Annotated in this window: 30 protein-coding genes; 11 read left to right on the forward strand and 19 right to left on the reverse strand. The window is 74.5% G+C overall.

The window, feature by feature from the left end:
- Window position 1: 1 nt before the first annotated feature.
- The 7 genes from LQ327_RS11045 to LQ327_RS11075 all read right to left on the reverse strand — a co-directional run bounded on the left by LQ327_RS11045 (window position 2) and on the right by LQ327_RS11075 (window position 4,466).
- Window positions 2–205 (reverse strand): hypothetical protein, encoded by a 204-nt coding sequence (locus LQ327_RS11045; protein WP_230733308.1) that lies wholly within the window; start codon window positions 203–205, stop codon window positions 2–4.
- A 145-nt stretch (window positions 206–350) separates the two neighbouring features.
- Entirely contained in the window at window positions 351–1,139 is a 789-nt protein-coding gene (locus LQ327_RS11050) for a tyrosine-protein phosphatase (protein WP_230733309.1), read from the reverse strand.
- A gap of 22 nt (window positions 1,140–1,161) precedes the next feature.
- The gene (locus tag LQ327_RS11055) at window positions 1,162–1,902 is read right to left on the reverse strand and encodes an energy-coupling factor ABC transporter ATP-binding protein (protein ID WP_230733311.1); all 741 of its coding nucleotides are present in this window, start codon (window positions 1,900–1,902) and stop codon (window positions 1,162–1,164) included.
- Window positions 1,899–2,657, reverse strand: coding sequence for a cobalt ECF transporter T component CbiQ (gene cbiQ / locus LQ327_RS11060; RefSeq protein WP_230733313.1), 759 nt, complete (start codon window positions 2,655–2,657; stop codon window positions 1,899–1,901). Before cbiQ ends, LQ327_RS11055 begins: the two co-directional genes overlap by 4 nt.
- Window positions 2,658–3,026 carry a PDGLE domain-containing protein gene (locus LQ327_RS11065; protein WP_230733315.1) on the reverse strand — a complete coding sequence of 123 codons (369 nt, stop codon included), beginning with the start codon at window positions 3,024–3,026 and terminating at the stop codon, window positions 2,658–2,660.
- Window positions 3,023–3,736, reverse strand: coding sequence for an energy-coupling factor ABC transporter permease (locus LQ327_RS11070; RefSeq protein ID WP_230733318.1), 714 nt, complete (start codon window positions 3,734–3,736; stop codon window positions 3,023–3,025). The genes LQ327_RS11065 and LQ327_RS11070 overlap by 4 nt, the downstream gene beginning before the upstream one ends.
- Window positions 3,737–3,824: 88 nt before the next feature.
- Window positions 3,825–4,466, reverse strand: a complete 642-nt coding sequence (locus tag LQ327_RS11075) for a TetR/AcrR family transcriptional regulator (RefSeq protein ID WP_230733319.1) — start codon at window positions 4,464–4,466, stop codon at window positions 3,825–3,827.
- A 114-nt stretch (window positions 4,467–4,580) separates the two neighbouring features.
- On the opposite strand from LQ327_RS11075, the gene LQ327_RS11080 reads away from it, so the two are divergent.
- Complete coding sequence (locus LQ327_RS11080) at window positions 4,581–5,882, forward strand: FAD-dependent oxidoreductase (RefSeq protein WP_230733321.1); 1,302 nt, start codon at window positions 4,581–4,583, stop codon at window positions 5,880–5,882.
- 7 nt (window positions 5,883–5,889) lie between these two features.
- Here the strand turns inward: LQ327_RS11080 and LQ327_RS11085 are convergent, their stop codons facing one another.
- Together LQ327_RS11085 and LQ327_RS11090 are read right to left on the reverse strand one after the other, a co-directional pair.
- A complete protein-coding gene (locus LQ327_RS11085) occupies window positions 5,890–6,285 on the reverse strand; it encodes a VOC family protein (protein WP_269069851.1) in 396 nt (131 codons plus the stop codon).
- 53 nt (window positions 6,286–6,338) lie between these two features.
- A complete protein-coding gene (locus LQ327_RS11090) occupies window positions 6,339–7,676 on the reverse strand; it encodes a cytochrome P450 (protein ID WP_230733325.1) in 1,338 nt (445 codons plus the stop codon).
- Between the two features lie 173 nt (window positions 7,677–7,849).
- Between LQ327_RS11090 and LQ327_RS11095 the strand changes: the two genes are divergently transcribed.
- Window positions 7,850–9,022: an isochorismate synthase gene (locus LQ327_RS11095; protein ID WP_230733328.1), complete on the forward strand. Its 1,173-nt coding sequence runs from the start codon at window positions 7,850–7,852 to the stop codon at window positions 9,020–9,022.
- Window positions 9,023–9,047: 25 nt separating this feature from the next.
- The gene (locus LQ327_RS11100) at window positions 9,048–9,755 is read left to right on the forward strand and encodes an RluA family pseudouridine synthase (RefSeq protein ID WP_230733329.1); all 708 of its coding nucleotides are present in this window, start codon (window positions 9,048–9,050) and stop codon (window positions 9,753–9,755) included.
- Window positions 9,756–9,806: 51 nt separating this feature from the next.
- On the opposite strand, the gene LQ327_RS11105 is transcribed toward LQ327_RS11100, so the two are convergent.
- A complete protein-coding gene (locus LQ327_RS11105) occupies window positions 9,807–10,268 on the reverse strand; it encodes an SRPBCC family protein (protein WP_230733331.1) in 462 nt (153 codons plus the stop codon).
- A gap of 73 nt (window positions 10,269–10,341) precedes the next feature.
- Between LQ327_RS11105 and LQ327_RS11110 the strand changes: the two genes are divergently transcribed.
- Together LQ327_RS11110 and LQ327_RS11115 are read left to right on the forward strand one after the other, a co-directional pair.
- Window positions 10,342–10,863, forward strand: a complete 522-nt coding sequence (locus tag LQ327_RS11110; RefSeq protein ID WP_230733334.1) for an O-acetyl-ADP-ribose deacetylase — start codon at window positions 10,342–10,344, stop codon at window positions 10,861–10,863.
- A 205-nt stretch (window positions 10,864–11,068) separates the two neighbouring features.
- The gene (locus tag LQ327_RS11115; RefSeq protein ID WP_230733336.1) at window positions 11,069–11,593 is read left to right on the forward strand and encodes a L,D-transpeptidase; all 525 of its coding nucleotides are present in this window, start codon (window positions 11,069–11,071) and stop codon (window positions 11,591–11,593) included.
- Here LQ327_RS11115 and LQ327_RS11120 read toward each other — a convergent pair.
- The 3 genes from LQ327_RS11120 to LQ327_RS11130 form a co-directional block, all read right to left on the reverse strand.
- A complete protein-coding gene (locus LQ327_RS11120; RefSeq protein ID WP_230733338.1) occupies window positions 11,559–12,542 on the reverse strand; it encodes an alpha/beta hydrolase in 984 nt (327 codons plus the stop codon). The two genes, LQ327_RS11115 and LQ327_RS11120, sit on opposite strands and share 35 nt — an antisense overlap.
- A 101-nt stretch (window positions 12,543–12,643) precedes the next feature.
- Window positions 12,644–13,060, reverse strand: a complete 417-nt coding sequence (locus LQ327_RS11125; protein ID WP_230733340.1) for an organic hydroperoxide resistance protein — start codon at window positions 13,058–13,060, stop codon at window positions 12,644–12,646.
- 40 nt (window positions 13,061–13,100) lie between these two features.
- A complete protein-coding gene (locus LQ327_RS11130) occupies window positions 13,101–13,874 on the reverse strand; it encodes an enoyl-CoA hydratase/isomerase family protein (RefSeq protein ID WP_230733342.1) in 774 nt (257 codons plus the stop codon).
- Between the two features lie 120 nt (window positions 13,875–13,994).
- Between LQ327_RS11130 and LQ327_RS11135 the strand changes: the two genes are divergently transcribed.
- The 3 genes from LQ327_RS11135 to LQ327_RS34715 all read left to right on the forward strand — a co-directional run bounded on the left by LQ327_RS11135 (window position 13,995) and on the right by LQ327_RS34715 (window position 16,394).
- Window positions 13,995–14,702 (forward strand): dienelactone hydrolase family protein, encoded by a 708-nt coding sequence (locus LQ327_RS11135; protein WP_230733344.1) that lies wholly within the window; start codon window positions 13,995–13,997, stop codon window positions 14,700–14,702.
- Window positions 14,703–14,776: 74 nt separating this feature from the next.
- Window positions 14,777–15,523, forward strand: coding sequence for an HAD-IIA family hydrolase (locus LQ327_RS11140; RefSeq protein WP_230735006.1), 747 nt, complete (start codon window positions 14,777–14,779; stop codon window positions 15,521–15,523).
- Between the two features lie 100 nt (window positions 15,524–15,623).
- Window positions 15,624–16,394, forward strand: coding sequence for a CPBP family intramembrane glutamic endopeptidase (locus tag LQ327_RS34715; RefSeq protein ID WP_230733346.1), 771 nt, complete (start codon window positions 15,624–15,626; stop codon window positions 16,392–16,394).
- On the opposite strand, the gene LQ327_RS11150 is transcribed toward LQ327_RS34715, so the two are convergent.
- Both LQ327_RS11150 and LQ327_RS11155 read right to left on the reverse strand, forming a co-directional pair.
- Window positions 16,387–17,283 carry an SAM-dependent methyltransferase gene (locus tag LQ327_RS11150; protein ID WP_230733348.1) on the reverse strand — a complete coding sequence of 299 codons (897 nt, stop codon included), beginning with the start codon at window positions 17,281–17,283 and terminating at the stop codon, window positions 16,387–16,389. The two genes, LQ327_RS34715 and LQ327_RS11150, sit on opposite strands and share 8 nt — an antisense overlap.
- Before the next feature lie 26 nt (window positions 17,284–17,309).
- Window positions 17,310–18,056, reverse strand: a complete 747-nt coding sequence (locus LQ327_RS11155; RefSeq protein ID WP_230733350.1) for an SDR family oxidoreductase — start codon at window positions 18,054–18,056, stop codon at window positions 17,310–17,312.
- Between the two features lie 169 nt (window positions 18,057–18,225).
- Between LQ327_RS11155 and LQ327_RS11160 the strand changes: the two genes are divergently transcribed.
- Window positions 18,226–18,837 (forward strand): DoxX family protein, encoded by a 612-nt coding sequence (locus tag LQ327_RS11160; RefSeq protein WP_230733352.1) that lies wholly within the window; start codon window positions 18,226–18,228, stop codon window positions 18,835–18,837.
- A gap of 25 nt (window positions 18,838–18,862) precedes the next feature.
- Here LQ327_RS11160 and LQ327_RS11165 read toward each other — a convergent pair whose 3' ends face one another.
- The 3 genes from LQ327_RS11165 to LQ327_RS11175 form a co-directional block, all read right to left on the reverse strand.
- Complete coding sequence (locus LQ327_RS11165; RefSeq protein ID WP_230733354.1) at window positions 18,863–19,309, reverse strand: DUF2267 domain-containing protein; 447 nt, start codon at window positions 19,307–19,309, stop codon at window positions 18,863–18,865.
- 60 nt (window positions 19,310–19,369) lie between these two features.
- Window positions 19,370–19,675, reverse strand: a complete 306-nt coding sequence (locus tag LQ327_RS11170; protein ID WP_230733356.1) for a hypothetical protein — start codon at window positions 19,673–19,675, stop codon at window positions 19,370–19,372.
- 147 nt (window positions 19,676–19,822) lie between these two features.
- Window positions 19,823–20,137 carry a hypothetical protein gene (locus tag LQ327_RS11175; protein WP_230733358.1) on the reverse strand — a complete coding sequence of 105 codons (315 nt, stop codon included), beginning with the start codon at window positions 20,135–20,137 and terminating at the stop codon, window positions 19,823–19,825.
- A gap of 204 nt (window positions 20,138–20,341) precedes the next feature.
- On the opposite strand from LQ327_RS11175, the gene LQ327_RS11180 reads away from it, so the two are divergent.
- Window positions 20,342–21,331: an aldo/keto reductase gene (locus tag LQ327_RS11180; RefSeq protein ID WP_230733359.1), complete on the forward strand. Its 990-nt coding sequence runs from the start codon at window positions 20,342–20,344 to the stop codon at window positions 21,329–21,331.
- A gap of 3 nt (window positions 21,332–21,334) precedes the next feature.
- Here LQ327_RS11180 and LQ327_RS11185 read toward each other — a convergent pair whose 3' ends face one another.
- Complete coding sequence (locus tag LQ327_RS11185; RefSeq protein WP_230733361.1) at window positions 21,335–22,801, reverse strand: LuxR C-terminal-related transcriptional regulator; 1,467 nt, start codon at window positions 22,799–22,801, stop codon at window positions 21,335–21,337.
- 96 nt (window positions 22,802–22,897) lie between these two features.
- Here LQ327_RS11185 and LQ327_RS11190 point away from each other — a divergent pair, with 96 nt between their 5' ends.
- Window positions 22,898–23,548: a GntR family transcriptional regulator gene (locus LQ327_RS11190; RefSeq protein ID WP_230733363.1), complete on the forward strand. Its 651-nt coding sequence runs from the start codon at window positions 22,898–22,900 to the stop codon at window positions 23,546–23,548.
- Window positions 23,549–23,651: the final 103 nt, after the last annotated feature.

The raw sequence follows: 23,651 nt of genomic DNA on the forward strand, positions 1-23,651 counted from the left end.
CTCAGACCGCGACCGGGTGCTCGTCCGGGACCGGACGCGGCGCGGGGACGGAGGCGTGCACCGCGGCGCGCAGGTGCGCGACGGTCTGGCGCAGGTAGCTGACCTCGCGGGTCAGGGACGCCATGGTCTCACCGGCGAAGTCGTAGGCCAGCTCCTCCGGCATGACCATGACCCCGCAGCAGGGGCAGGTCGCGGGCGTCGTCATCGCGTCCACCTTCCGAGGTGATCGAAACGGATGACCCCAGTCTCCCGACGCATCCGGGACACGGCACTGTCCCGCGCGACAGCCTTTCCCGGCCGCGTCTTGTGCTCGGACACAGTCCCCGTCGATCACTGCGCCACGAGGACGATCACTGCGCCACGAGGACCTTCCGCCACTGCTCCACCCGCTCACCGGCGATGCCTGCCGCCGCCGCGACGCGCTCCGCGCCATCCCCGTCGAGGCGGTCGAGCACCGGCACGATCTGCTCGTGGCGCACGCCCACCTCGCCCGCGGGGACCACCCCGGGACGCAGCGCGCCGCGGCGTTCCAGGCGTCGCTGCAGCCCGATGCGGCGCGCGTTGGTGCGGCTGAAGTCGGCGTCGACGGCCGCACGGGTGACTCCGGCGAGACGCAGCAGCACCGCCACCGCCACCCCGGTGCGGTCCTTGCCCGCGGCGCAGTGCACGAGCACCGGGTGCGGCCCGTCGATCACGGCGTCGAGCACCGTCGGGAGCCAGCTGCGGGCCGCGTCCACGAGGCCGAGGTAGAGCTCGCCCGGCGCGAGCCGGTCCTCCCGGCCCTTCGCGAGGATGTCGGGCGCCAGCGCGTCGACCACCGGCAGGTGCACCCAGCGGGTCGTCGCGGCGGGCAGCGGATAGGGATGGTCGAGCTCGGCGTCGCCGCGCAGGTCGATCGCCACGCCCGGCGGCCAGGCCAGGCCCTCCGGCCAGCCGGGCGAACCGGGGCCGTCGTCGGCGAAGGGCGCGTCGCCGCGCAGCAGGATCCCGGGACGGGTGCGCCCGCCGTCGACGGTCGGCAGCCCGGCCACGTCCCGGATGTTCGTCGTCGGCGCCCCCGGGGGGACGTGAGCGGCGAGGTCGCGGACGTTGCCTGCCTCGCGTCGGAGCCGGCGCAGACGCCGCAGCGGGTTCCTCACGGGTCCCGATCCTCGCACCGCGTCAGGCGTCGGGGACGCGGAACCCGAACGGCAGTTCCAGCCGGTGCCGACGCAGGAACTCGTCGTCGGCGAGCAGCTCGCGGATCGGCCCGTCGGCGACCACGACCCCGGCGTCGAGCACCACCGCCCGGTCGCAGAGCTGCAGCGCGTAGGGCAGGTCGTGGGTGACCATGAGCATCGTCCGGTCCAGCCCGACGAGCACCTCGGCCAGCTCGCGGCGCGCGACCGGATCGAGGTTCGACGACGGCTCGTCGAGCACCAGGATCTCCGGGTCGCAGGCCAGGACCGTGGCCAGTGCGACGCGGCGGCGCTGGCCGCCGGAGAGGTGCATGGGTGACCGGTCGGCGTGCTCGGCCATCCCGACGGCGTCGAGGGCCCCGCGGACCCGGGAGTCGAGCGCCGGCCCGGTGACCCCGAAGTTCGCCGGTCCGAACGCGACGTCGTCGGCGACCGTCGGCATGAACAGCTGGTCGTCGGGGTCCTGGAACACGACGCCGACCCGGCGCCGGATCTCCTGCAGGTTCCGCTTCTCGACCGGCAGGCCGCCGACGGCGACGTGGCCCGCCCCAGCGCGGTGCACGCCGTTGAGGTGCAGCACGAGGGTGGTCTTGCCCGCCCCGTTGGGCCCGAGCAGCGCGACCCGCTCGCCGCGGGAGATACGCAGGTCCACCCCGTAGAGCGCCTGGTGGCCGTCCGGGTAGGCGTACGCGAGACCGGTGACCTCGAGGGAGGGCGCGCTCACGTCAGCGCGTACCCGGTCGCCGCGCCGAGGACGGCGACGACGGCGGGGACGAGGGCCCGCGCCCAGGTGCGGCGGGTCGCGCCGGCGTCGTCGGTGACCGGCATCGCCCCGGTGTAGCCCCGCGCGAGCATCGCGAGGTGGACGCGCTCGCCGCGCTCGTAGGAGCGCAGGAACAGCGTGCCGACGCCGCGGACCGTCGGGCCGATCTGCCACAGGAACCGCGGGTCGTGGCCGCGCGCCACCCGGGCCAGCCGCATCCGCCGCGCCTCGGCGACGATCACCTCGAGGTAGCGGACCATCAGCGTCGCGATCGTGGTGACCATGCCCGGCACCCGGAGCCGTCCGAGACCGGACAGCAGGTCGCGCACCGGCGTCGTCATCCCGAGGGTCACCGAGATCAGCACTCCGAGGGTGCCCTTGACCAGGATGTTCCAGCCCGCGAGCAGCCCGTCATATGAGAGCGAGAGGCCGAGCCACTCCACCCGTGGGCCGGCCGCGGCGAACGGGAGCAGGACGGCGAGCACCACGAACGGCGCCTCGATGAGCGACCGCACCGCGATCGACGCCACCGGCAGCCGGGCCGCGACCCAGATCCCCACCAGCAGTCCGAGATGCTCCCCGAAGATCCAGAAGGCTTCCCGCGGGGTCGCGACGACCGCGAGCACCAGGAGGAACGTGACGACGATCTTCACGTGCGCCGGGAGGCGGTGGACGACGGAGCTCCCGGGGTGGTGCAGGGAGTGGCCCGCGCCCATCTACCCGGCCTCGTCGTCGGGCGCGTGCCGCCGGCGCAGCAGCCGGAACAGTCCACCGGCGAGGAGCAGCGTCGCGATCACCCCGACGACGCCCGCGACGCCGGTCAGCGCGTCGTTCCCGCCGACGGCGTAGTCGGCGAACGGGCTGCCCGCGCTCGCGTGCTCGCCCGCGTGCTGCGCGATGCAGGTGCCCTGCAGGTGCTCGCCGTCCGCGGTCCCGACGGACTCGCAGCCGGACTGCGTGACCGCGTCCAGCCCGTCGGGGGACCCGCTCGCGGCGTAGGAGACGACCCCGGCGAGCAGCAGGGCGACCAGCAGGAAGACGCCGAAGAATGCCCCGAGGCGGCGGTTCGTGGTCGGCGCGCTCATCGGCTCGTCTCCTGGGCGGTGCGGATCTCGAGGTCGGGCCGCTGCCCGCGGAGCAGGTAGACCAGGTCCGGCCGCACCGCCGCGACGGCCCCGACGGTGAGCGCGGTGATGATGCCCTCGCCGATCCCGATGAGCGCGTGGAAGCCGGTCATCAGCCCGAACACGGTGCCGAGCGCGAGCCCCTCGCCGCCGAGGGCGTACTCCGCCACGAAGCCCAGCGACGCGACGACGGTGTTCACCCAGGCCGCGACGAACGCCGTCGTGAGCAGGCCGGCGCGGCCGCGGCGGGCCAGCGGGCGCATCGCCACCGCCACCGCGAAGCCCACGAACGTGCCGATCAGCGCCATGTTGGTGATGTTCGTGCCGAGCGCGGAGAGCCCGCCGTCGGCGAAGAGCAGGGCCTGCAGCGCCAGCACGATCGCGACGCAGAGCGCGCCGACGTACGGGCCGACGAGGATCGCGGTCAGCGCGCCGCCGAGCAGGTGACCGCTGACGCCGGGCAGCACCGGGAAGTTCAGCATCTGCACCGCGAACACGAACGCGGCGACGAGCCCGGCGAGCGGTGCGGTGCGGTCGTCGAGGTCGCGGCGGGCGCGGGCGACGCAGAAGGCCGGGCCGACGACCGCGACGACGCCGAACGCCAGCGAGACCGGGGCGTTCACGATGCCGTCGCTCATGTGCATCGCGACGACGGCGCTGTCCGATTCCATCCACGACCTCCCTTCCTCACCCGATCAGGGCCCGACCGGGAAGAGAGTGTCGCAATGTCGTGCTTGTCGCACTAGTCCTGCGACAGCGTCAGACTGGCTGTTCGGAGGGTGGTGTCCGACCCAGGAGCGTGTCGACCGCCCGGACGAAGCCGTCGGCATCGTCGAGCCCGAAGGCCTGGCGCTGCAGCACGAAGCCGGGCAGCAGGGCCATGACGACGCGGGCGCCGTGGTCCGGCTCGAGGTCGGCGGGCACGTCGCCGGCCACCTGGCCGCGCCGGAGCACCTCCGCCACCCGGGCCCGCAGGACGTCGAACGCGGCGGCGGCCCGGTTGCGCAGGGTGTCGTGGCGCATCAGCTCGCCCCAGGCCTGCACCCCGCAGCGAGCCAGCTCGTCGGTGGGCGCGACGTCCCCCGGTCCGAGCTCGATCGTGGGGCCGCTCATGGGTCCGACGACGGCGGCGACGATGTCCGCGATGCCCGCCGGGGAGCCGTCCTCGCCCACCGCGGCGATGCGGCCGGCCATGGCGCCGAAGGCCTGGCCCGCGATCTCCAGGATCACGTCCTCCTTGCTCGGGAAGTAGCGGTAGAACGCGCCGGCGGACAGGCCGGCCTCCCGGGCGATGTCGGGCATGGAGGTCTGGTGGAAGCCGTCGCGGGAGAAGCACCGTCGCGCCGCCGCCAGGATCTCGATGCGGCGCGCCTCCCGGCGCTCGGCGGTGATGCGGGGCAACGGAACCTCCTCGGGAGCACGGCCGAGCTTCCGTGAATGCTCATTCGCCTTGACCGGACGCGCGGCTACGGTCCACCATAGTGAAAGAGCGTTCACGGAACGAGGGAGGCGGCCATGGCGACCGAGGAGACGACGACGTCGGGGACGACGTGCTGCGTCGTCGGCGGCGGACCGGCCGGGATGATCCTCGGTCTGCTGCTGGCGCGGGCCGGGGTCGAGGTGACCGTGCTCGAGAAGCACGCGGACTTCCTGCGCGACTTCCGGGGGGACACCGTCCACACCTCGACGCTGACGCTCCTCGACGAGCTGGGCCTCTGGCCACGGTTCGCCCAGCTGCCCTACCGGGGGCTGACCAAGGCGCGCATCCGGCTCGACGCGGGCGACGTGGACTTCGCCGACATGACCCGGCTCCGCGTGCCGCACCCGATGATCGCGATGGTCCCGCAGTGGCATCTGCTCGACATGCTCGCGACCGCCGCCGAGGAGGAGCCGACCTTCACCCTGCGGATGAGCACCGAGGTGACGGGGACGGTCCGGGACCGCTCCGGGCGCGTCACCGGCGTCCGGCTGGCCGACCGGGCCCAGGACGGCACCCTCGGCGCCGAGTCCCAGCTCGCGGCCGACCTGGTGGTGGCCTGCGACGGGCGCGACTCCCGGCTGCGGGCCGAGTCCGGGCTGCCGTTGAAGCACTACGACGTGCCCCTCGACGTCGAGTGGTTCCGGATGCCCCGGCACGGGAGCGACCCCGAGGGCGGCCTGGGGCGGGTCGGCCGCGGCCGGTTCATGGTGTTCCTCGACCGCGGCGACTACTACCAGTGCGCGCTGATCATCGGGAAGGGCACCGACGCCCGGCTGCGCTCCGGGTCGATCCAGGGGCTGCGCGACCTCGTGGGCGGCATGAACCCGTGGATGGCGGACCGGCTCGACACGATCGGCTCGTGGGACGAGGTCAAGCTGCTCTCGGTCACGCTCGACCGGCTGCGGCGGTGGTCGGCGCCCGGGCTGCTCTGCATCGGCGACGCCGCGCACGCGATGTCGCCGGTCGGCGGGGTCGGCATCAACCTCGCGATCCAGGACGCCGTCGCCGCGGGCCGGGCACTCGCCGGGCCGCTGCGGGCCGGTGACGCGGCCGGGGTGGCGAAGGCGGCCTCGTCGGTGCAGCGCCGCCGGACGATCCCGACGGTGATCACGCAGACGCTGCAGGACCTCGCGCACCGTCGGGTCGTCGCGCCGCTGCTCTCCTCGGAAGCGGTCGCCGAGGAGGACGACGTCCGTCTGCCGCTGCCGATCCGGCTGATCGAGCGGTTCCCGGTGCTCCAGTGGATCCCGGCCCGGCTGGTCGGGGTGGGCGCGCTGCCCGAGCACGCGCCGGACTTCGCGCGCCGCGCCCCGATGCCGGTGCCGTCGGACCGCTGAGGGCAGGTCAGCCGGCGAGCATGAAGAACTCGAGCGCGTTGCCGTCCGGGTCCTTCACGGAGAGCGCGAGGCCGTAGTCGGCCTCGACGATGCCGCTGTGCTCGATGCCGGCGGCGTCGAGGTGGTCGCGCCAGGCGGCCACCGCGTCGGGGTCGGAGCAGCCGAACCCGACGTGGTCGAGGCCGACCCGTGACGGGTCGAACCGGTCGCCGCTGCGGACCGCCTCGTGCTGGGTGAGACCGAACAGCTGCCCGTCCGAGAGCGCGAAGACGCGGCGCTGGAACGGGCCGTCGGACAGCGTCATCGCCGGCCCGGTGCCGAACAGCTTCGTGTAGAAGGGCTCGCTGACCGAGAGGTCGCTGACGGACATCGCGACGTGGTGGATGGCTGGAACGGTAGGCATACCGGTCCGGTGCCCCGCTGTGTCCCGGGCCACACGCACACCTGGCCGTTCGGTCAGGCCGCCACCGGGAACGTCCGCGGGCCCCGCAGGATGGTCGCGGTCTTCGGCACGACCCGCCCGGCCGCCCGCAGCCCCGGCATCCGCTGCGCGAGCAGCCGCAGCGCCACCTCGCCCTCGAGCCGCGCGAGCGCCGCGCCCAGGCAGTAGTGCGCGCCGCCGGAGAACGCCAGGTGCGGGGTCGTCTGCTCGCGGCGCAGGTCGAAGCGGTCGGGGTCCGGGTGGGCCTCGGGATCGCGGCCCGCCGCGGCGACGAGCACGAGCACTCCCCAGTCCCGGCGGAACTCCGCCCCGGCCAGCTCGGTGTCCTCGTGCGCGATCCGGGCGGTGAGCTGCACCGGCGGGTCGTAGCGCAGCGTCTCCTCGACCGCCCCGGCGGCGAGCGACGGGTCCGCGACGAGCGCCTCCCACTGCCCCGGGGTCGCCTGCAGCGCCCGGACGGCGTTCCCGACCAGGTTGGTGGTCGTCTCGAAGCCCGCGACGAGCAGTAGCTGGGCCAGGGTCACGAGCTCGTCCAGCGACATCTGCCCGGCGTCGAGGGCCCCGACGAACTGCGAGACGACGTCCTCGCCGGGATCGGCCCGACGGCGCTCGACCAGCTCGGTGAACAGCACCCGCGCCTCGGCGGTGGTCCGGGCGAGCTCGTGCGCGTGGGCCACGGACCGGACGCCGTCGAGCGCGGTCGCGAGCGCGCGGCCCCAGCGCGCGAAGCGGTCGGCGTCCACCGTCGGGATCCCGAGCAGCCGTGCGATGACGGTGATCGGCAGTGGCGCGGCGAGGTCGGTGACCAGGTCGAACCGGCCGCGCCGGGCGGCGTCGTCGAGCAGCCCCGTCGTGATCTGTTCCGCCACGCCCCGGTACTGCTCCAGGCGCCGCGGGGCGAACGCCGGCGCGGCGAGGCGGCGCAGCCGCGTGTGGTCGGGCGCGTCGAGCCCGAGCAGGGAGAGGTCCACCGGCTCGAGCAGCGAGGTCTCAGGTTCCGATGGTCGAGCTCCGCTCCGCTTCGTCTCCGTATCCTCCGGCGCGAACGGCGGCCGCCCGTCCGCGAGGCGCACCCCGAACCGCCGGTCTCGCAGCACCTGTTCGCAGAGCGCGTGCGTCCCGACCGCCGAGATCCCGACCCGGCTGCGGGCCAGCCCGCCGGTGGCGCGGATCGCGGCGTAGGTCGGGTACGGATCGAGGCGCCACGGCTTGTGCATCAGCCGCGCGACGGGGTCCCCGCGCAGCGCGAACGCCAGGCCGCCGAGGCGCATCGCGGTGATCCGCCCGCCGAGCGCGAGGTCGTCGCGCAGGGAGCCGCGACGCGGCGAGCGCAGGACCATGGGGCGGGACACCTTCCAGGGGTGCGGTACGGCTCACGTGGCCGCTCCGGGCGGACCGGGCGAGAGTGGGGGAACGCAACCGTCGTTCCCCACGATGCCAGGAGCGCCGGTTGCGGGGGCCGATCGACGGGGAAACGGCCGCGAGACCATGATCCCCGTGGGCGACGCCGGAAGGGAGCCGCCAGGTGACCAGCGAGGGCACGGTGGAACTGCTCGACGCCACCGGCGTCGCGGACGCGCCGTCCGACGACCCGGCGGCGCTGCTGGCCCGCTGGCGTCCCGGCCGCGGCACCTGGTTCTCCGGACCCCGCGGCGGCCTGCTGGCCGAGGGGGCGGTCCGGCGCTTCGGGAACCCCGACGACGTCGGTGACGTGCTCGACGAGGTGGCCGCCTCCGGGTCGGGACCGTCCCTCGTCGTCGGGGCCCTGCCCTTCGACCCGGCCGGTCCGGCCGCGCTCGTCGTCCCCCGGGAGGTGACCTGGTCCCCGGCCCTCGGGCGCACCGTCGAGGCGCCCGCCGCGGGCCGCCCCTCCCCGCACTGGGGCTCGCGCTCGCTGCCGGAGCCCGCGGAGTACGAGGCGATGGTCGTCGAGGCACTGCGCCGGATGGGTGCGGGTGATCTCGAGAAGGTCGTGCTGGCCCGCGTGCTCGACCTGCAGGCCGACGGCCCCGTCGACCAGGCCTCGATGCTGCGCGGCCTGGCCGCCCGGGATCCGTCCGGCTACGTCTTCGCGGTCGACCTCGCCGACGCCGGCGCGCCGCGGACCCTGCTCGGCGCGAGCCCCGAGCTGCTGATCTCCCGCCGCGCCGGCGAGGTGATCGCGAACCCGCTGGCCGGCTCCGCGCCCCGTCGTCGGGACCCCGCCGACGACGAGGCCACCGGCGCCGCCCTGCTCGCGTCGGCGAAGGACCGTCACGAGCACGCCCTCGTGGTCACCGACGTCGCCGGCGCGCTCGCCGGGGTGTGCGACGACCTCGCGGTGCCCGCCGAGCCCTCGCTGATCCGCACCGACGCGATGTGGCACCTGTCGACGACGATCCGCGGGCGCTCGTCGCGCTCGGCCCTCGACCTGGCGCGGGCGCTGCACCCGACGCCCGCCGTCGGCGGCGTGCCCCGGGAGGCCGCGGGCCGCGCGATCACCGAGCTCGAGCCGTTCGAACGCGGCTTCTACACCGGCATGGTCGGCTGGACGGACTCCTCGGGCGACGGCGAGTGGGTCGTCGCGCTGCGCTGTGGCGAGGTCTGCGGGGCGTCGGCACGGCTCTACGCGGGGGCCGGGCTGGTGCCCGCCTCGGTGCCGTCGGCCGAGCTGGCGGAGACGACGGCGAAGCTGGAGACCATGCTCGCGTCGATGTGACGACGCCGGGCGCCACACTGGGCCCGTGGACTGGTCGGAGATCCGGGCGAGCCGGACGCTGCACGAGGACGACGCGCTGCTCGTGCTCGACAAGCCCGCGGGCTGGTCGGTGATGGGCGAGCGCCACGACACCGACCTCGTCCGGATCGCCGCCGACCACGGCGAGAAGCTCTGGCCCGCCCACCGCATCGACAAGGTGACGAGCGGCGTCGTGCTGTTCGCGAAGGACCTCGAGCACCACGGCGACCTGACGCGCCAGTTCAACGCCCGCACCGTCGAGAAGACCTACCTGGCGCTCACGGCGACCTCCGGGCTGCCGGAGAGCGGCCGGATCGAGCTGCCGCTGAGCGTGGGGCGCAAGAACCGGGTGCGGATCGCGGCGCCGCGCGAGGCGATCGTCCGCGACGGCGACACCTGGACGGTGCCCGAGTCCGCGGTGCTCGAGGGGGTCAGCGTCTACCCGAGCACGACGACGTTCGAGCGGCTGTCCGAGGACTCCACGACCCTGCTCGCCGTCCACCCGGAGACCGGCCGGCGGCACCAGATCCGGGTCCATCTCGCCTGGATCGGGTACGCGCTCGTCGGGGACCCGCTCTTCGACAAGCACGCCACGACCCGCACCGGCCTGCACGCGCACCGGCTGACGTTCGACGCCCCCGACGGACAACGGCTCACGATCACGGCCGAGCCGGGCGAGGACTTCCTGGCCCTGAGGTGCGCTCCGCGCTCGTGAGCAGTAATTGACGCCCTGGCGTCAATTTCTGCTCACAGGCGCGGAGCGCACCTAGGCGAGCGCCTCCGCCAGCAGGTCCAGCGACGCCGCCAGCGCGTCGGCGTCGACGACCGGGAAGTACTGCAGCAGCTCCTCGTCGGTGATCGCGGACCAGTCGTAGGTCAGCGTCACGACGGTCGAGTCCCCGTCCGGGGCGAGGCGGTAGGTCCAGGTGTGTCCGGCCGGGGGCTCGCCGACCGGGCCGGGCGCCCAGCCGAGGGCCACGTCGGACTCGTAGACGACGACGTGGTTGTCGACGGTGTAGTCGCCGAGCGCCTCGTTGTGCATGTCCATCGTGAACACGTCCCCGAGCTCCTCGATCGCAAGGTGCGTGCGCGAGTCGCGGACCATGCCGGAGGCGTCGAGGTCCGGGTGGCGGTCGGGGTCGGCGATCAGCGCGAACGTGCGCTCGGGCGGAGCGTCGATCGTCCGGGACACCTGGATGCTGTGGTCGGTCGTCTCCACGGACGTCATGGCGCCGATGCTGTCACGCGCCACGGTCGCCGCCCACGCATGGCCCGACGCACGCCCGGGTAGACGAGCGGCCGTGGGAGCCCGCATCACCCTCGTCCGGGGGGACATCACCGCCCAGGACGTCGACGCCGTCGTCAACGCCGCCAACTCGAGCCTGCTCGGCGGCGGCGGGGTGGACGGCGCGATCCACCGCGCGGGCGGACCGGAGATCCTCGCCGCGTGCCGCGAACTGCGCGCCACGACGCTCCCGGACGGCCTGCCGACCGGACAGGCGGTCGCGACGACGGCCGGGAACCTGGCCGCCCGGCACGTCATCCACACCGTCGGCCCGGTCTACGCGAAGCGCGAGGACCGCTCGGGCCTGCTCGCCTCGGCCTACCGCGAGTCGCTGCGGGTGGCCGACGAGGTCGGGGCCCGCACGGTGGCCTTCCCCGCGATCTCGGCCGGGGTCTACGGCTGGCCGATGGACGACGCGGCCCGGCTCGCCGTCGAGACGGTGGGCTCCACCCGGACGGCCGTCGAGGAGGCCCGGTTCGTGCTGTTCGGCGATGAGGCCTACGACGCGTTCACCCGCGCGGAGCAGGCCCTGGGCTGACCGGAGGCACGTACCGCCCGATCAGCCGGGACGACGTGTGACCGATGTCCGGGTTGCCCCGTGGCGGCCGATCTCGCGTGCCTCATTTCGGTCGTGACCGTCTCGTTTCCGCGTCGTTGTCCGGTTCGTGCGCGCTCGCGGGCAGCTGTGCGCGCATGCCGGCGCGGCACCGCGGCCGGCGGGACGATCGTCGAGCGAGGTCGGAGTGAGTCAGGGCAGGCACCGGAAGCAGCGGCGCGACGACCGCCCGGGCGCGGGGCGGGTCGCGCTGTCGGCGGCCGCGGTCGGGATGGGCGTGATCCAACTGTCGGGGATCGCGGCGGCGGCCCCCGCGCCGGCGGCCCCGGCCGGGACCGCGCCGGGGGTCGGCGGGACCCCGTGCACGACGCCGGGGATCAAGGCGTGCGTCGATCTCTCCGAGAACAAGACGTGGCTGCTCGACGGCAAGGGTGTGGTCGTCCACGGGCCGGCCGCCAACACGCACGGCGCGCCGGGGCACGAGACGCCGGTCGGGGACTTCGTCGTGCAGCGCAAGGACCGGTACCACGTCAGCCAGGAGTTCGAGGGCGCGAAGATGCCCTACGCCGTGTTCTTCGACAACAACGGCCGGGCGTTCCACCAGGGCACCCTCGAGCGGCAGTCCGCGGGCTGCGTGCGGCTGGACGAGGCGGACGCGAAGCGCTTCTTCGACTACCTCAACCCGAACGACCGGGTGCAGATCGTTCCCTGAGGTCGGGGGCGTCGAGGAGGGACGACCGGGCCCAGTCCGCGACCTCCCAGGCGGCCTGGTGCGCCATTGTGGGGAGCAGGCGCGGCATCGAGATGTAGCCGTGCGGCGCCCCCTGGTACTGGGTGTGGCGCACCGGGACGCCGGCCCGGCGCAGGGCGTCGACGTAGTACGTGCCGTGGTCCTGCAGCGGGTCGTGCTCGGCGGTCTGCACCAGCGCGGGCGGGAGGTCGGTCAGGTCCGCGCGCAGCGGCGACGCGTAGGGGACCGACCCGTCGGCGCCCGCGAGGTAGAGCGACAGGAAGCCGCGGATGTCCGAGGCGTCGAGGATCGGCGCGCGCGGGATGGCCCGCTCCGACGGGAGCACGTCGACCATCTCGGTGCCCGGGTAGACCAGGCACTGCGCGCCGATCAGCGGGGCGTCCTCCCCACGACGCCGGGCGTCGCGCGCCATGAGGCAGACGACGGTCGCGAGGTTGCCGCCCGCGCTGTCGCCCATCACGGCGACCCGGCTCGCGTCGATGCCCCAGCGGCCCGGCTCGGCCGCGAGGGCGGCGGTGGCGGCGTAGGCGTCCTGCGCGGGGACCGGGAACGGGTGCTCGGGGGCCAGCCGGTAGTCGACCGACACGACGACCGCGCCGGCCAGGAGGGACACCTGGCCGCAGAACCAGTCGGACTGGTCGAGGTCGCCCTGGACGTAGCCGCCGCCGTGGAAGTTGACGACGAGCGGCGCGGGCACCGCCGCCGCCTCCGGGGGCCGGTAGACGCGGACCGGCAGGACCACGTCCGGCGTCGTGACCACGGTGTCCTCGGTGACGACGCGCCGGTCGTGGCTGCCGACGATCACGCGACCGGCCGGGCCGGCCTGGATCCGTCCCGCCCGCTCGCGGGCGGCGGGCACCTGCTCGGGCGGGAGGTCGGCGACGGAGCCCGCGAGGCGGGTCCGGAGCACGCTCAGGAGACGAGTCCGCAGGGGGAGGCGCACGGAAGAAGCTTCGCATGTGAGTGGATTTGGTCGCCCGGACGACCAAATCCACTCACATGGCCGGAGGCCTAAACAATCGCCGCCAGCGAGACCTCGACGTTCCCGCGCGTGGCCTTCGAGTACGGGCAGAGATCGTGGGCGCGCTTCACCAGGGAGTCGGCGGTCTCCTGGTCGAGCCCCGGCAGGTGCGCGGTGAGCGAGACCTCGACCGCGAAGCTGTCGCCCTCGGGGCCGAGCCCGACCTCGGCGTCGATCGCCGAGTCCTTCGTCGACACCTTCTTCTCGCCGGCGGCGAGCTTCAGCGCCTGGTGGAAGCAGGCCGCGTAGCCGGCCGCGAAGAGCTGCTCGGGATTGGTGCCCTTGCCGTCGCCGCCCATCTCCTGGGGCATGCGGACGTCCTCGTCCAGGATGCCGTCGGAGGAGCGGACGTGGCCGTTGCGGGCGTCGCCGGACGAGGTGGCCTCGGCGAGATACGTGATGTCCATACCCGCCTTGTACCCAGCTCGGTTGTGCGCAATCTTCTGATCACGACGGCCAGCTCGGTGCCCGCTTCCCCACGAACGACGCCACGCCCTCGCGACCCTCCGGCGAGAGCCCGCGGTCGCCGATCGACTTCGCCTCCAGGTCCAGGTGGGCGTCGGTGAGGACGCCGTCCGCGGTGCGCACCAGCTTCTTCGTCGCGGCGAGCGCCTGCGGCGGACCGGCCGCGATGGACGCCGCGATCGCCGCGGTCTCGGTGTGCAGGTCCTCGTCGGCGACGACGCGGCTGGCGAGCCCGCAGGCCAGCGCCTCCTCCGCGGCCATCGGCCGGTTGGTCAGGAACATGTCCATCGCACGGGCCCGCCCGACCGCGGCGGGCAGCGTCGCCGTCATCCCGCCGTCGGGGGTCAGCCCGATCGCGGTGTACGCCGGGCGCAGCCGCGCCCCGGCCCCCAGCACGATCACGTCGCCGGACAGCGCGAGCGACAGCCCGATCCCGGCCGCCCAGCCCTGCACGCCGATGACGACGGGCTGGGTGAAGCCCAGGATGAGCCGCTGGCACGAGTGGAAGTCGTCGGCGAGCGCGGTGAGGCTCGCGTCCGGATCCGCGGCGAACCCGCGGACGTCGCCGCCCACGCAGAAGTTCGGCCCCTCGGCGACGATCTCGACCACCCGGGCGGACCGCGCCGGGCCGGACAGCGCCTCGCGGAACTGGCGGCCGAGCTCGAAGTCGACGACGTTGTGGCCCGCCCCGTTGGACAGCGTCACCCGCACCACGCCCGGCGTCTCCTCGGACACCCGCACCCGTTCCTCCGCCACCGCGGACCTCCTCCTCGAGCCGTCGCACGAACATCCCCCGCGATCACGCTGCACGGGGCGCCGCGAGCCTGCCACGCTGTGTCCCGCCCCGCGCTGATCCGCCGAGAGAGGAACCCCGACGTGCCCGACCTGCACATCCCGGCAGGCGCCGGCTCGCACCAGCAGGCCTACCTCGCGACACCGCCGGTCGGGGACGGACCGTGGCCCGGCGTCGTCGTCCTGCAGGACGCCTTCGGCATGACCGACGACCTCCGCGAGCACACCGACCGGCTCGCGACGGCGGGCTACGTCGCGGTGGCGCCGCGCCTCTACTCGCCGCGCGGCGGCGGTCCGCGCTGCGTGGCCGCGGTGTTCCGGTCGATGACCAGCGGGACCGGCGACGTCTTCGACGACATCGACGCCGCGCGGGCCTGGCTCGCCGGGCGCGACGACTGCACCGGACGGGTCGGGGCCATCGGGTTCTGCCAGGGCGGCGGGTTCGCGCTGCTCGCCGGGGCGCGGCAGGACTTCGCCGCGGTCGCGCCGAACTACGGGCACGTCCCGACCGACGCCGAGCGCGAGCTGGAGGGCATCTGCCCGGTGGTGGCGAGCTTCGGCGCCCGGGACGTCTCGCTCAAGGGCCACCCGGAGCGGCTGGAGTCGGCGCTGGACGCCCTCGGCGTCGAGAAGGACGTGAAGACCTACCCGACGGCGGGCCACTCGTTCTTCGAGCGCTTCCCCGCCCAGGCCGTGGTCCGCCGCCTCGGCGCCGGGTACGACCACGACGCCTCCGAGGACGCCTGGGGCCGGATCCTGCGGTTCTTCGAGACCCACCTGAAGGCGGCATGAGTCCCGACGACGGCCGTGCCCCGGTCGGGTCCGGGACCGACGATGTCCCCGATCTCGAGCACTACCTCATCGACATGGACGGCGTGCTCGTCCACGAGGAGAACGCGCTGCCGGGCGCGGACGAGTTCATCCGCCGGCTCGGCGAGGCCGGCAAGCACTTCCTCGTGCTGACGAACAATTCCATCTACACCCCCCGTGACCTGCAGGCACGCCTGCGCGCGAGCGGCATCGACATCCCCGTCGCGAACCTGTGGACCTCGGCGCTCGCGACCGCCCAGTTCCTCGACGCCCAGCGGCCGAACGGCACCGCCTTCGTCGTCGGGGAGGCCGGCCTGACCACGGCGCTGCACGAGGTCGGCTACGTCCTCACCGAGCGCTCGCCCGACTACGTCGTCATCGGCGAGACCCGGACCTACTCGTTCGAGGCGATCACCCGGGCGATCCGGCTCATCGAGGGCGGGGCGCGCTTCATCTGCACCAACCCCGACGCGACCGGCCCGTCGGCGGAGGGGACGCTGCCCGCGACCGGTTCGGTGGCCGCGCTCATCACCCACGCCACGCGCAAGAAGCCCTACTTCGTCGGCAAGCCCAACCCGCTGATGATCCGCGCGGGGCTCAACACCATCGGGGCGCACTCCGAGACCACGGCGATGATCGGTGACCGGATGGACACCGACATGGTCGCGGGCATGGAGGCCGGCCTGCACACGATCCTGGTGCTGTCCGGGGTCACCGACGAGAGCGAGATGGACCGCTACCCCTACCGGCCCAACCAGGTCGTCGAGAGCGTGGCGCACCTGTCGGTGGGCTCGCGGGGCTAGCGGGGTACCCGAACCGCATGTCGGACGACTTCGCGGAGATCCCGCCGACCCCGCCGCCGCCGGAGGGTTCCCGCCCCGCGCGGGCCGACCGGGCGCAGCGGTGAGCGACGTCCGCGACGGAGCCGAACCCCGGCCGGGAGAGCCGGAGCACCCGGACGAGCCACCGGCCGGTCTCGCCGACGCCACCCTCCTCGACCGCTCCGAGATCGGGGTCGGCCGGGACGGACGCCGGCTGGGCTGGCTGGAGTTCGTGGTCGGTGCGGTCGTCTACGTCTCGGTCCAGCTCGTGGCGGGCGTGGTCATCCAGACCGCGTACGGACGGCTGCCGGGCGCGCCGGGTCTGCTCGCGATCTCGGCCGCCGCGGCGTTCGTCGCCGTCGGGGTGGCGCTGTCGCTGCGGGTCCGGATCCCGTCGGCGATCGGGATCCGGCGGGTCGCACCCCGGACCGTGGCGTACGCGGTCGGCCTCGGGATCAGCGTCTGGCTGCTCTCCCGATTGCTGATCATCGTGTACGTGACGGTCACCGGGGACCACAGCGACCCGCAGCAGGACCTGACGCGGTTCTCCGGCCCGACCGCGGCCTTCTTCGCCGTACTGCTCGGCGGACTCGTCGTGCCGCTGGGCGAGGAGCTGCTCTTCCGCGGCGTGGGCTACGGGTCGATGCGCCGCTACGGGCGGGTGGTGGCGACCGTCGTGGCGAGCCTGGTGTTCGCGCTCGCCCACGGGCTCAACGTCGCCTTCCTCGCCGTCCTGGTGCTCGCCGTGCTCAACGCGGTGCTCTACGAGCGCACCCACTCGATCTGGCCGTGCGTCGCCACGCACGCCACGTTCAACCTGTGCTCGTTCGCGGTGCTGCTGGCCATCACCTGACCGCCGCCGGCCGGCGCCCGGCCGCCAGGTGCACCCGCAGCCCGTCGGGGTGCGCCGGGTCGAACATCCAGGGCACCTCCCGGCCGTGCCGGGCCGCGCGGGCGCCGACGTCGGTCACCTCGACGACGTCCCAGCCGTGCGCCGCGAGCCACTCCCGCGGCGGCGCGGGCGGCCCGGACCGGAACAGCGAGCCGACCATCTCGCCCGCCAGGCGCTCCTGGTCGTCGGGCCGGTCCACCAGCGAGGCCTCGCCCGCCGGGTTGCGTTCGAACCACTCCGTGGCCACCCGGCTCCCGGGCGCGGACAGCGACCCGATCGTCGTCAGCAGCCGGTCGCTCTGCGCCTCGTCGAGGTACATGAACAGGCCCTCGGCCAGCCACACGGCCGGACGGGTCGGGTCGAACCCGGCGTCGACGAGGGCGCCGGACCAGTCGTCACGCAGGTCGACGCGCACGGTGCGCCGGTCGACGCCGTCCCGGACCGCGGAGCCGGCGACCGCGGCGTCCTTGAAGTCGAGGACCGGACCGGAGTCCACCTCGTAGACCGTCGTCCCCGACGGCAGGTCGAGCCGCTGCGCACGGCCGTCGAAGCCGGCGGCGAGCAGCACCACCTGGTCGACGCCGTCGCCGACCCCGGCCAGGACGTGCTCGTCGTAGAACGGCGTCCGGGCGACGAAGTAGGTGCCGAGGGAGGTCCACAGCTCGGACGACCCGTCGTCGCGGGCCGGTCCCAGCCGGGGCAGGTGAGCGCCGCCGTCGGCCTCGGTGGCCTGCGCGATCACCGCCCGGGCCCAGGGGTCGTCGACCAGCGCGTCGGCGCGGCGCGAGTCCTGCGCCCGGGCGTACGCGGTCATCAGGGCCGTCCAGCCCACGCCTTCAGGGATCTCCATAGCTGAGTTGTTTAGCACAACTCAGGTCAGCGGGCCTGTTCGGTCGGGCGGACCAGGATCTCGTTGACGGCGGTCCGGCGCGGGCGGGTCACCATGTAGACGATCGCGTCGGCGATGTCGGAGGGCTCCATGAGGCCGAGCTCCTGCTCCGCCTCCGCCTGCTGGGCCGCGCCCTGGCCCTCGGTGAGCTCGCTGCGCACCAGGCCCGGCTCGACGAGGCCGACCCGGACGTGGTCGGTGCCCAGCTCCTGGCGCAGCGCCTCGGAGAAGGCTCCGACGGCGTGCTTGGTCGCCGCGTAGACGTTGACCGCGGGACCGGAGACCTTGCGCCCGGCGACCGAGGACACGGTCACCACGTCGGCGATCCCGCGCTCGCCGGTCGCGGCGCGGCGGAGGTGGTCGAGCGCGGCGTGCGTCGTCCCGAGCACCCCGTTGACGTTGACGTCGACCATCGTGCGCCACTCGCTCAGCGCCGACCCGGTCGCCGGGGTCATCGACCCGTAGCCGGCGTTGTTCACGAGCACGTCGAGGCGCCCGTGCCGGGCGACGACGTCCGCGATCGCCCGGGCCACGGCCTCGGCGTCGGCCACGTCCACCTCGTGAACACTGCTGCCGTCGCCGAGCTCGCCCGCCAGTGCCTCGAGCCGCTCCCGACGGCGGGCGAGCAGCGCCACGTGCGCGCCCTCGCCGGCCAGCGCCCGGGCGGTGGCCTCCCCGATGCCGCTCGAGGCCCCGGTCACCACCGCGACCGTCCCGTCCAGTCGTGCGCCCACGTCGGTCCCTCCTCGTCGAGAATCGATCGCGGTCGGCTACCTCGCCGGGGGCCGACCGACACGGCGGGCGATCACACCGTGCGACACGACACGCCGGATCGGTCACCGCACGTGGTCGTTCGAACCAGATCCGTCACCCCTGAACGGGTGACGTCGTTACGCCGACGTGATGCCAGAGTCGCCCGTGCCGGACGCGTCGGCCGAGTCGGAGACGTCGCTCATCGACCCCGAGGTCCGCAAGCCGGGGCGGCGACCGGGCCTGCCCGGCGCCGCGCACTCCCTGCTGGGGTTCGTGGTCGCCGCGACCGCCGCGCTCGGCCTCGTCGTGGCCACCGGCGTCGCCCCGGTCACCAGCCTCGCGGCGATCGCGGGTGTCGCGACGCTCCCGGGGGCCGCCGGCGCGACGGTGCCCGCCCCGCCCGTGGTGCCGGTCCTCGGCCCGGCGTCGCCGGACGACCAGGCGACGGGTGACCCGTCGAGCGACCGGACGACGAGTGACGCCGCGCCCACGAGCGAGGCCGCCACCGGCAGCACGACCCGGTCGACCACCTCGCGGCACACGCGCACGACCGACGCGGCCGTCCCGCCGCCGGCACCGGCGGCGCCCGTCGCGCCACCCGTCGTCGTGCCCCCGCCGAAGCAGGACCCGCCGACGCAGGACCCGCCGAAGCAGGACCCGCCGGAGCCCACGCAGCCGACGAAGCCCACGAAGACGCAGACCCCGCCGACGCAGGACCCGGGCCCCACCGAGGCCCCGGTGCCCACGAGGACGAAGCGCTGAGCCCCGGGGGGACGGCGGGCAGGAACTAGCGCATCAGGGCGGCCAGCTCCTTCGGCAGCTGATCGAGGGTGCGGTCGACCTGGTCGTCGGGCAGCCACTCGCCCAGCAGGCGCAGCACCTGCTCGACCTGGTGCTCCACCTTCTCGGCGTCGACCGAGTGCACCGGCCCGCTGACCGCGTCGACGAACGCCGCGCGGCTGACCGCGCGGGCCTGGTCGTCGGAGTGGCGCTGGGCGCGCAGCTCGGCGGAGAGCTCCGGCGGGAGGCTGACCGTGAGGTCCTCCGCGAGACCGGAGCTGATCGCCTTCCCGAGCTCGTTCAGCGTGGCCCGGGTGAGGATCTCGGCCTCGCTCGGGGTCTCGAGCCCGACCCGGCGCTGCACCTGGCCGGAGAAGGCCGCGAGCGTGGCGCTCGAGCGGCCGGGGTTCGGGTCGTTCGGGTTGGGGTCGTTCTGGACGGGGGGCGTGGTCACGGGATCTTCCTCCTGTCTGGGGCGACGGCGGCTCGCTGCCGCCGTGACGGGGCAGGGCGCTCAGTAGCCCTCGGCCCCGGCCCGGTCCAGCCCGTCCGACCAGCGCGCGCGGCGCTCGTCCTCGGGCTGGTCCCACCAGTACGGTCCGCGTTCGCCGAGGGCGGTCTTCGCCGCCTGGACGCGCTGCCGCGCCTGACGCTCGGCGTCGTGGTCGCCGGCTCGCGTGGCGGTCCCGACGTCGCGCCGGGCCGCCATCAGCCAGCGCCGCAGCCGGGACGCGTCGCGCTCCGGGATCGCGGGATCGGTCGCCCGCCAACGGCGGCCGTCGACGACGATCCAGTGACCGTCGCTGGTGGTCTCGGGCACCGGCGCGGGTGCCCGCCGGATCCCGCGGCGGACACGTCGATCTTCCCCCGGACACACCACGGGCCCGGTCACCGGTGACCTGGGAGCACCGGTGACCGGGCCCGTGGACCCGAACCGCCGCCCGTGACAGGGGCGACGGAGCCGCTTCTAGTTGACGGCCGAGATGGGGTTGCTGCAGCTCTTGGCGTTGGCCGCGGAGTTGCCGTGGCCGGCCTTCGAGAGCAGCGGCACCGAGCCCGCGTTGTCCTGGACCGGGACCTGCACGCCCAGGGCGTTGACGGGGACGTCGTTGTTGCAGGCCGCGCCCGTGGTGTTCGGGGCGAAGTCGCTCGAGTTGACCACGCCCTTCTGGGCGGTGCCCGCGTCGGAGCCGTGGTCGTCCGCGAGGGCCATGCCCGCGCAGGAGACCAGTCCGGTGGAGACCATCGCCGTCGCGAGGACGGCCTTGCGCAGCGTCGCCATGAGTGCACGCCTTTCGACGGGGGGAGCCGATGGCAGCGTGCGTGGTCACGCTCCGCTGCCGTGCGATGACATGAGGTCAACTGGCTCGTCGGGGGCCGCGTTGCGGATCTTGTCGCCCGTTCAGCGGAACGAGTGACGCAACGGTGATCGAGGTTTCAGACCCGTCCGGACGTGCGGCCCGACCGGATCCGGTAGCAAGGAGGCATGCGTCATCTCCAGCTTCCGACGGCGAAGCGATGGTCGGCGATCGGTCTCGGCACCTGGCAGTTCGGGTCCGCCGAGTGGGGCTACGGCGGCGACTACGCCTCCGGCCCCGACTCCGAGGCCGCGCGGATCGTCAAGCGCGCCCTCGAGCTCGGGATCACGGTGTTCGACACCGCGGAGCTCTACGGCTTCGGGCGCAGCGAGCGCATCCTCGGTGACGCCCTGGACACCGCCGACGCCGATCCGGCCACCACCGTCGTCGCCTCGAAGATCCTCCCGGTGCTGCCGGTGGGGCCGGTCGTCGAGCAGCGGGGCGTGGCCAGCTCGGCCCGGGTCCGCCGGCCGCTCGACCTCTACCAGGTCCACCAGCCCAACCCGGTGATCAGCGACCGCCGGACCATGCCCGGCATGCGCACGCTGCAGGCCGCCGGCGTGGTCGACGAGGTCGGCGTCTCGAACTACTCGCTGGACCGCTGGCAGGCCGCCGAGACCGCGCTGGGCTCGCGGGTGATCTCGAACCAGGTGCAGTACAGCCTGGTGTCGCGCGACCCCGAACGGGAGCTGCTGCCCTACGCCGCCGAGGCCGGGCGCGCCGTCATCGCGTACAGCCCGCTCGCGCAGGGGCTGCTCTCGGGCAAGTTCGACCCCGAGCACCGGCCGGCCAACCGGGTCCGTGCGATCAACCCGCTCTTCCTGCCCGAGTCGCTGCGCCGGGCCCAGCCGCTGATCGGCACGCTGCGCGAGATCGCCGACGCGCACGACGCGACGTCCTCGCAGATCGCGCTCGCCTGGACGATCCACCGTCCCGAGGTGTGCGCCATCCCCGGCGCGTCCTCGGTGGCCCAGCTCGAGAGCAACTGCGCGGCGGCCGAGATCGTGCTCGGCGGCGACGAGTGGGCCGCGCTGAACGAGGCCTCGGACCGCTTCAGCCCGGTGAGCGGACTGTCCGCGGCGGTCGGGATCGCCCGGGGGCTCGCGCCGATCGGCTGAGGCTCACCGGTCGCCGAGGTGGACCAGCATCGTGCGGTTGCGGGCGCCGGTCTTGCGCAGCAGCGATCCCACGTGCTTCTCGACGGTCTTCGCCGAGATCTGCAGTGCGGTGGCGATCTGGCGGTCGGTGAACCCCTGCGCGACCAGCCCGCGCACCTCCCGCTCGCGCTGGGTCACGCCCCGGGCGGGGACGGGCGGCGCGGCGAGCTGCCCGAGCTGGTCGGCCGCGAAGGACGTCTCGCCGCGGCCGGCGGCGGCGACCACGGCCGCCAGCCGATCGCCGGCGTCGGGTCCGACGCAGCCCCTCACCCCGGCCGCCACGGCGGTGCGCAGCCGGTCGCCGGGGCAGGAGGGCGCGAGCAGCACGACGGCGGGTGGCGCCGGCAGCGCCGCGACCCGGTCCAGGGCGCCCGCGAGGTCGTCGTCGGGGGCGAGGACGTCGGGCTCGACGACGAGCACGTCGGGCCCGAGCAGCCGGCAGGTCGCCGCGAGGTCGTCGGGGCCGTCCACCTCCGAGACCATCCCGAGCTCCGGGGCGCCGAGCTGCAGCAGGCGCACCACACCGGCGCGCACCACGGGGCGGGTCGCGGCCACGAGCACGGACGGCCGGGTCCGGCCCGGGGTGGCGGGCTCGGCCCCGCAGGGCACGGTCAGGCGTACGACGGTGCCGCACTCCGGCGTGCTGTCGATCTCCAGCTCGCCGTCGAGGCGCCGGGCGCGCGCCGCCATCGCGGCCAGCCCCTGGTGGGAGCCGGAGGCGGCCTCGTGCAGCCGGCCGTGGGCGGCCGCGTCGAAGCCCCGGCCGTCGTCCTCGACGAGCACCGTCAGCGTGCCGGGGCCCGGGACCACGCCGACCTGGACGTGGCGGGCGCCCGCGTGCGCGACGACGTTCGCCAGCGCCTCCTGGACCACGCGGAAGACCTCGTCGGCGAGGGGGACGTCGAGGGCGGGCTGGCCGACGGCGACGAGGTCCGCGCGCACGCCCGCCCCCTCGGCCCAGGCCAGTTCCTGGCGCAGCGCCTCCACGAGCCCCCGCCCCGACAGCGAGCCGTGATCGGCCAGCGCGAGCGCGGCGTACTCGGCGACCAGTTCGGCCAGCCCGCGGTCGGGCGCGGCGAAGGCGGCGCTCGGCGACGCCGCGGCGACCACGCACACCCCGACCAGGCGGGGCCCGCGGCGCACCGGGACGGCCAGGACCGACCGCCCGCCGGGCCCGCCGGCGACGACCACGACGTCCCGGATCCGCACGACCTCGGCCACCACCCCGCCCGGCGGCAGGCCGGGGCCGTCCGCCGCGTCGACGGCCCAGGTCCCGGCGGCCTCGTCCACCCGCACGACCCAGCCCGCGTCGGCCCCGGTGAGCTCGCGCAGTCGTGAGACGACCCGGCCGAGCAGCGTGTCCGGGGCGGTCGGGGTGTCGGTGTCCCGTGCTGCCGCGGACCGGACGCATGACGGCGTCGTCGTGCTCACGTACGTCCTCCTCGCCCCCGATGGCGCATGCATACAAGATGCATCAATGCGGTGAGAGTAGGGTCACCGCGACAACGCGGCAAGAGTGGGGACGTGGTGGGCGCGGCACTGTCGGCCAAGGAACGGGCCTACCGGCACACGAAGGCCGGCATCCTGGACGGCAGCCTCCCGGGCGGCGACCTCATCAGTGAGGGCCAGGTGGCCGAGGTGCTGGCGATGAGCCGCACCCCGGTGCGGGAGGCGTTCCTCCGACTGGAGGCCGAGGGGCTGCTCCGGCTGTTCCCGAAACGCGGCGCGCTCGTCGTCGCGGTCTCCCCGACCGAGGTGGAGTCCGTGCTCGAGGCGCGTGAGCTCGTCGAGGGCCACGCCCTCGCCAAGCTGTGCGCCGCGCCCGAGATCGAGCGCGAGGCCGTCGTCGTGCGGCTGCGCGAGGAGCTCGACGTGCAGCGCGCCGCCTTCGCGGCCGGGGACGAGACCGGCTTCGCCGAGGGGGACCGCCGGTTCCACACCGTGCTCGTCGAGAGCGCGCACAACCCGATCCTCGTCGAGCTGTACGGCTCGCTGCGGGACCGCCAGCTGCGGATGAACCTGGGCTCGATGCTCGGCCGCGGGCCGGACCGCGCCCAGGCGATCCTCGCCCAGCACGAGGCGATCCTCGACGCGCTCGATCCCCAGGCGCCCGAGGAGGCGCACCGCCGCCTGGCCGAGCACCTGGCGGCGACCCGCACGGCGGTCCTCGGGCGGTAGAGCGGCGGCCCCGGAAGCCGCCGCGCGGGCTACGGGAAAACCCCCACGGGCCGGAGTGGGAACACTCCCCGTGGTCGGAGGACGTTGTGGATCCCTAGCGTCG

This window comes from Actinomycetospora endophytica, from assembly GCF_021026375.1.
Lineage (GTDB): Bacteria > Actinomycetota > Actinomycetes > Mycobacteriales > Pseudonocardiaceae > Actinomycetospora > Actinomycetospora endophytica.

Coding starts and splice junctions, on each gene's coding strand:
- cbiQ (WP_230733313.1), bottom strand. CDS start 2,657: ATGGGCGCGGGCCACTCCCTGCACCACCCCGGGAGCTCCGTCGTCCAC.
- LQ327_RS11085 (WP_269069851.1), bottom strand. CDS start 6,285: ATGCCTACCGTTCCAGCCATCCACCACGTCGCGATGTCCGTCAGCGAC.
- LQ327_RS11065 (WP_230733315.1), bottom strand. CDS start 3,026: ATGAGCGCGCCGACCACGAACCGCCGCCTCGGGGCATTCTTCGGCGTC.
- LQ327_RS11175 (WP_230733358.1), bottom strand. CDS start 20,137: ATGGCGACGCTGCGCAAGGCCGTCCTCGCGACGGCGATGGTCTCCACC.
- LQ327_RS11180 (WP_230733359.1), top strand. CDS start 20,342: ATGCGTCATCTCCAGCTTCCGACGGCGAAGCGATGGTCGGCGATCGGT.
- LQ327_RS11150 (WP_230733348.1), bottom strand. CDS start 17,283: ATGGAGATCCCTGAAGGCGTGGGCTGGACGGCCCTGATGACCGCGTAC.
- LQ327_RS11160 (WP_230733352.1), top strand. CDS start 18,226: ATGCCAGAGTCGCCCGTGCCGGACGCGTCGGCCGAGTCGGAGACGTCG.
- LQ327_RS11080 (WP_230733321.1), top strand. CDS start 4,581: ATGGCGACCGAGGAGACGACGACGTCGGGGACGACGTGCTGCGTCGTC.
- LQ327_RS11045 (WP_230733308.1), bottom strand. CDS start 205: ATGACGACGCCCGCGACCTGCCCCTGCTGCGGGGTCATGGTCATGCCG.
- LQ327_RS11125 (WP_230733340.1), bottom strand. CDS start 13,060: ATGGACATCACGTATCTCGCCGAGGCCACCTCGTCCGGCGACGCCCGC.
- LQ327_RS11105 (WP_230733331.1), bottom strand. CDS start 10,268: ATGACGTCCGTGGAGACGACCGACCACAGCATCCAGGTGTCCCGGACG.
- LQ327_RS11140 (WP_230735006.1), top strand. CDS start 14,777: ATGGACGGCGTGCTCGTCCACGAGGAGAACGCGCTGCCGGGCGCGGAC.
- LQ327_RS11070 (WP_230733318.1), bottom strand. CDS start 3,736: ATGGAATCGGACAGCGCCGTCGTCGCGATGCACATGAGCGACGGCATC.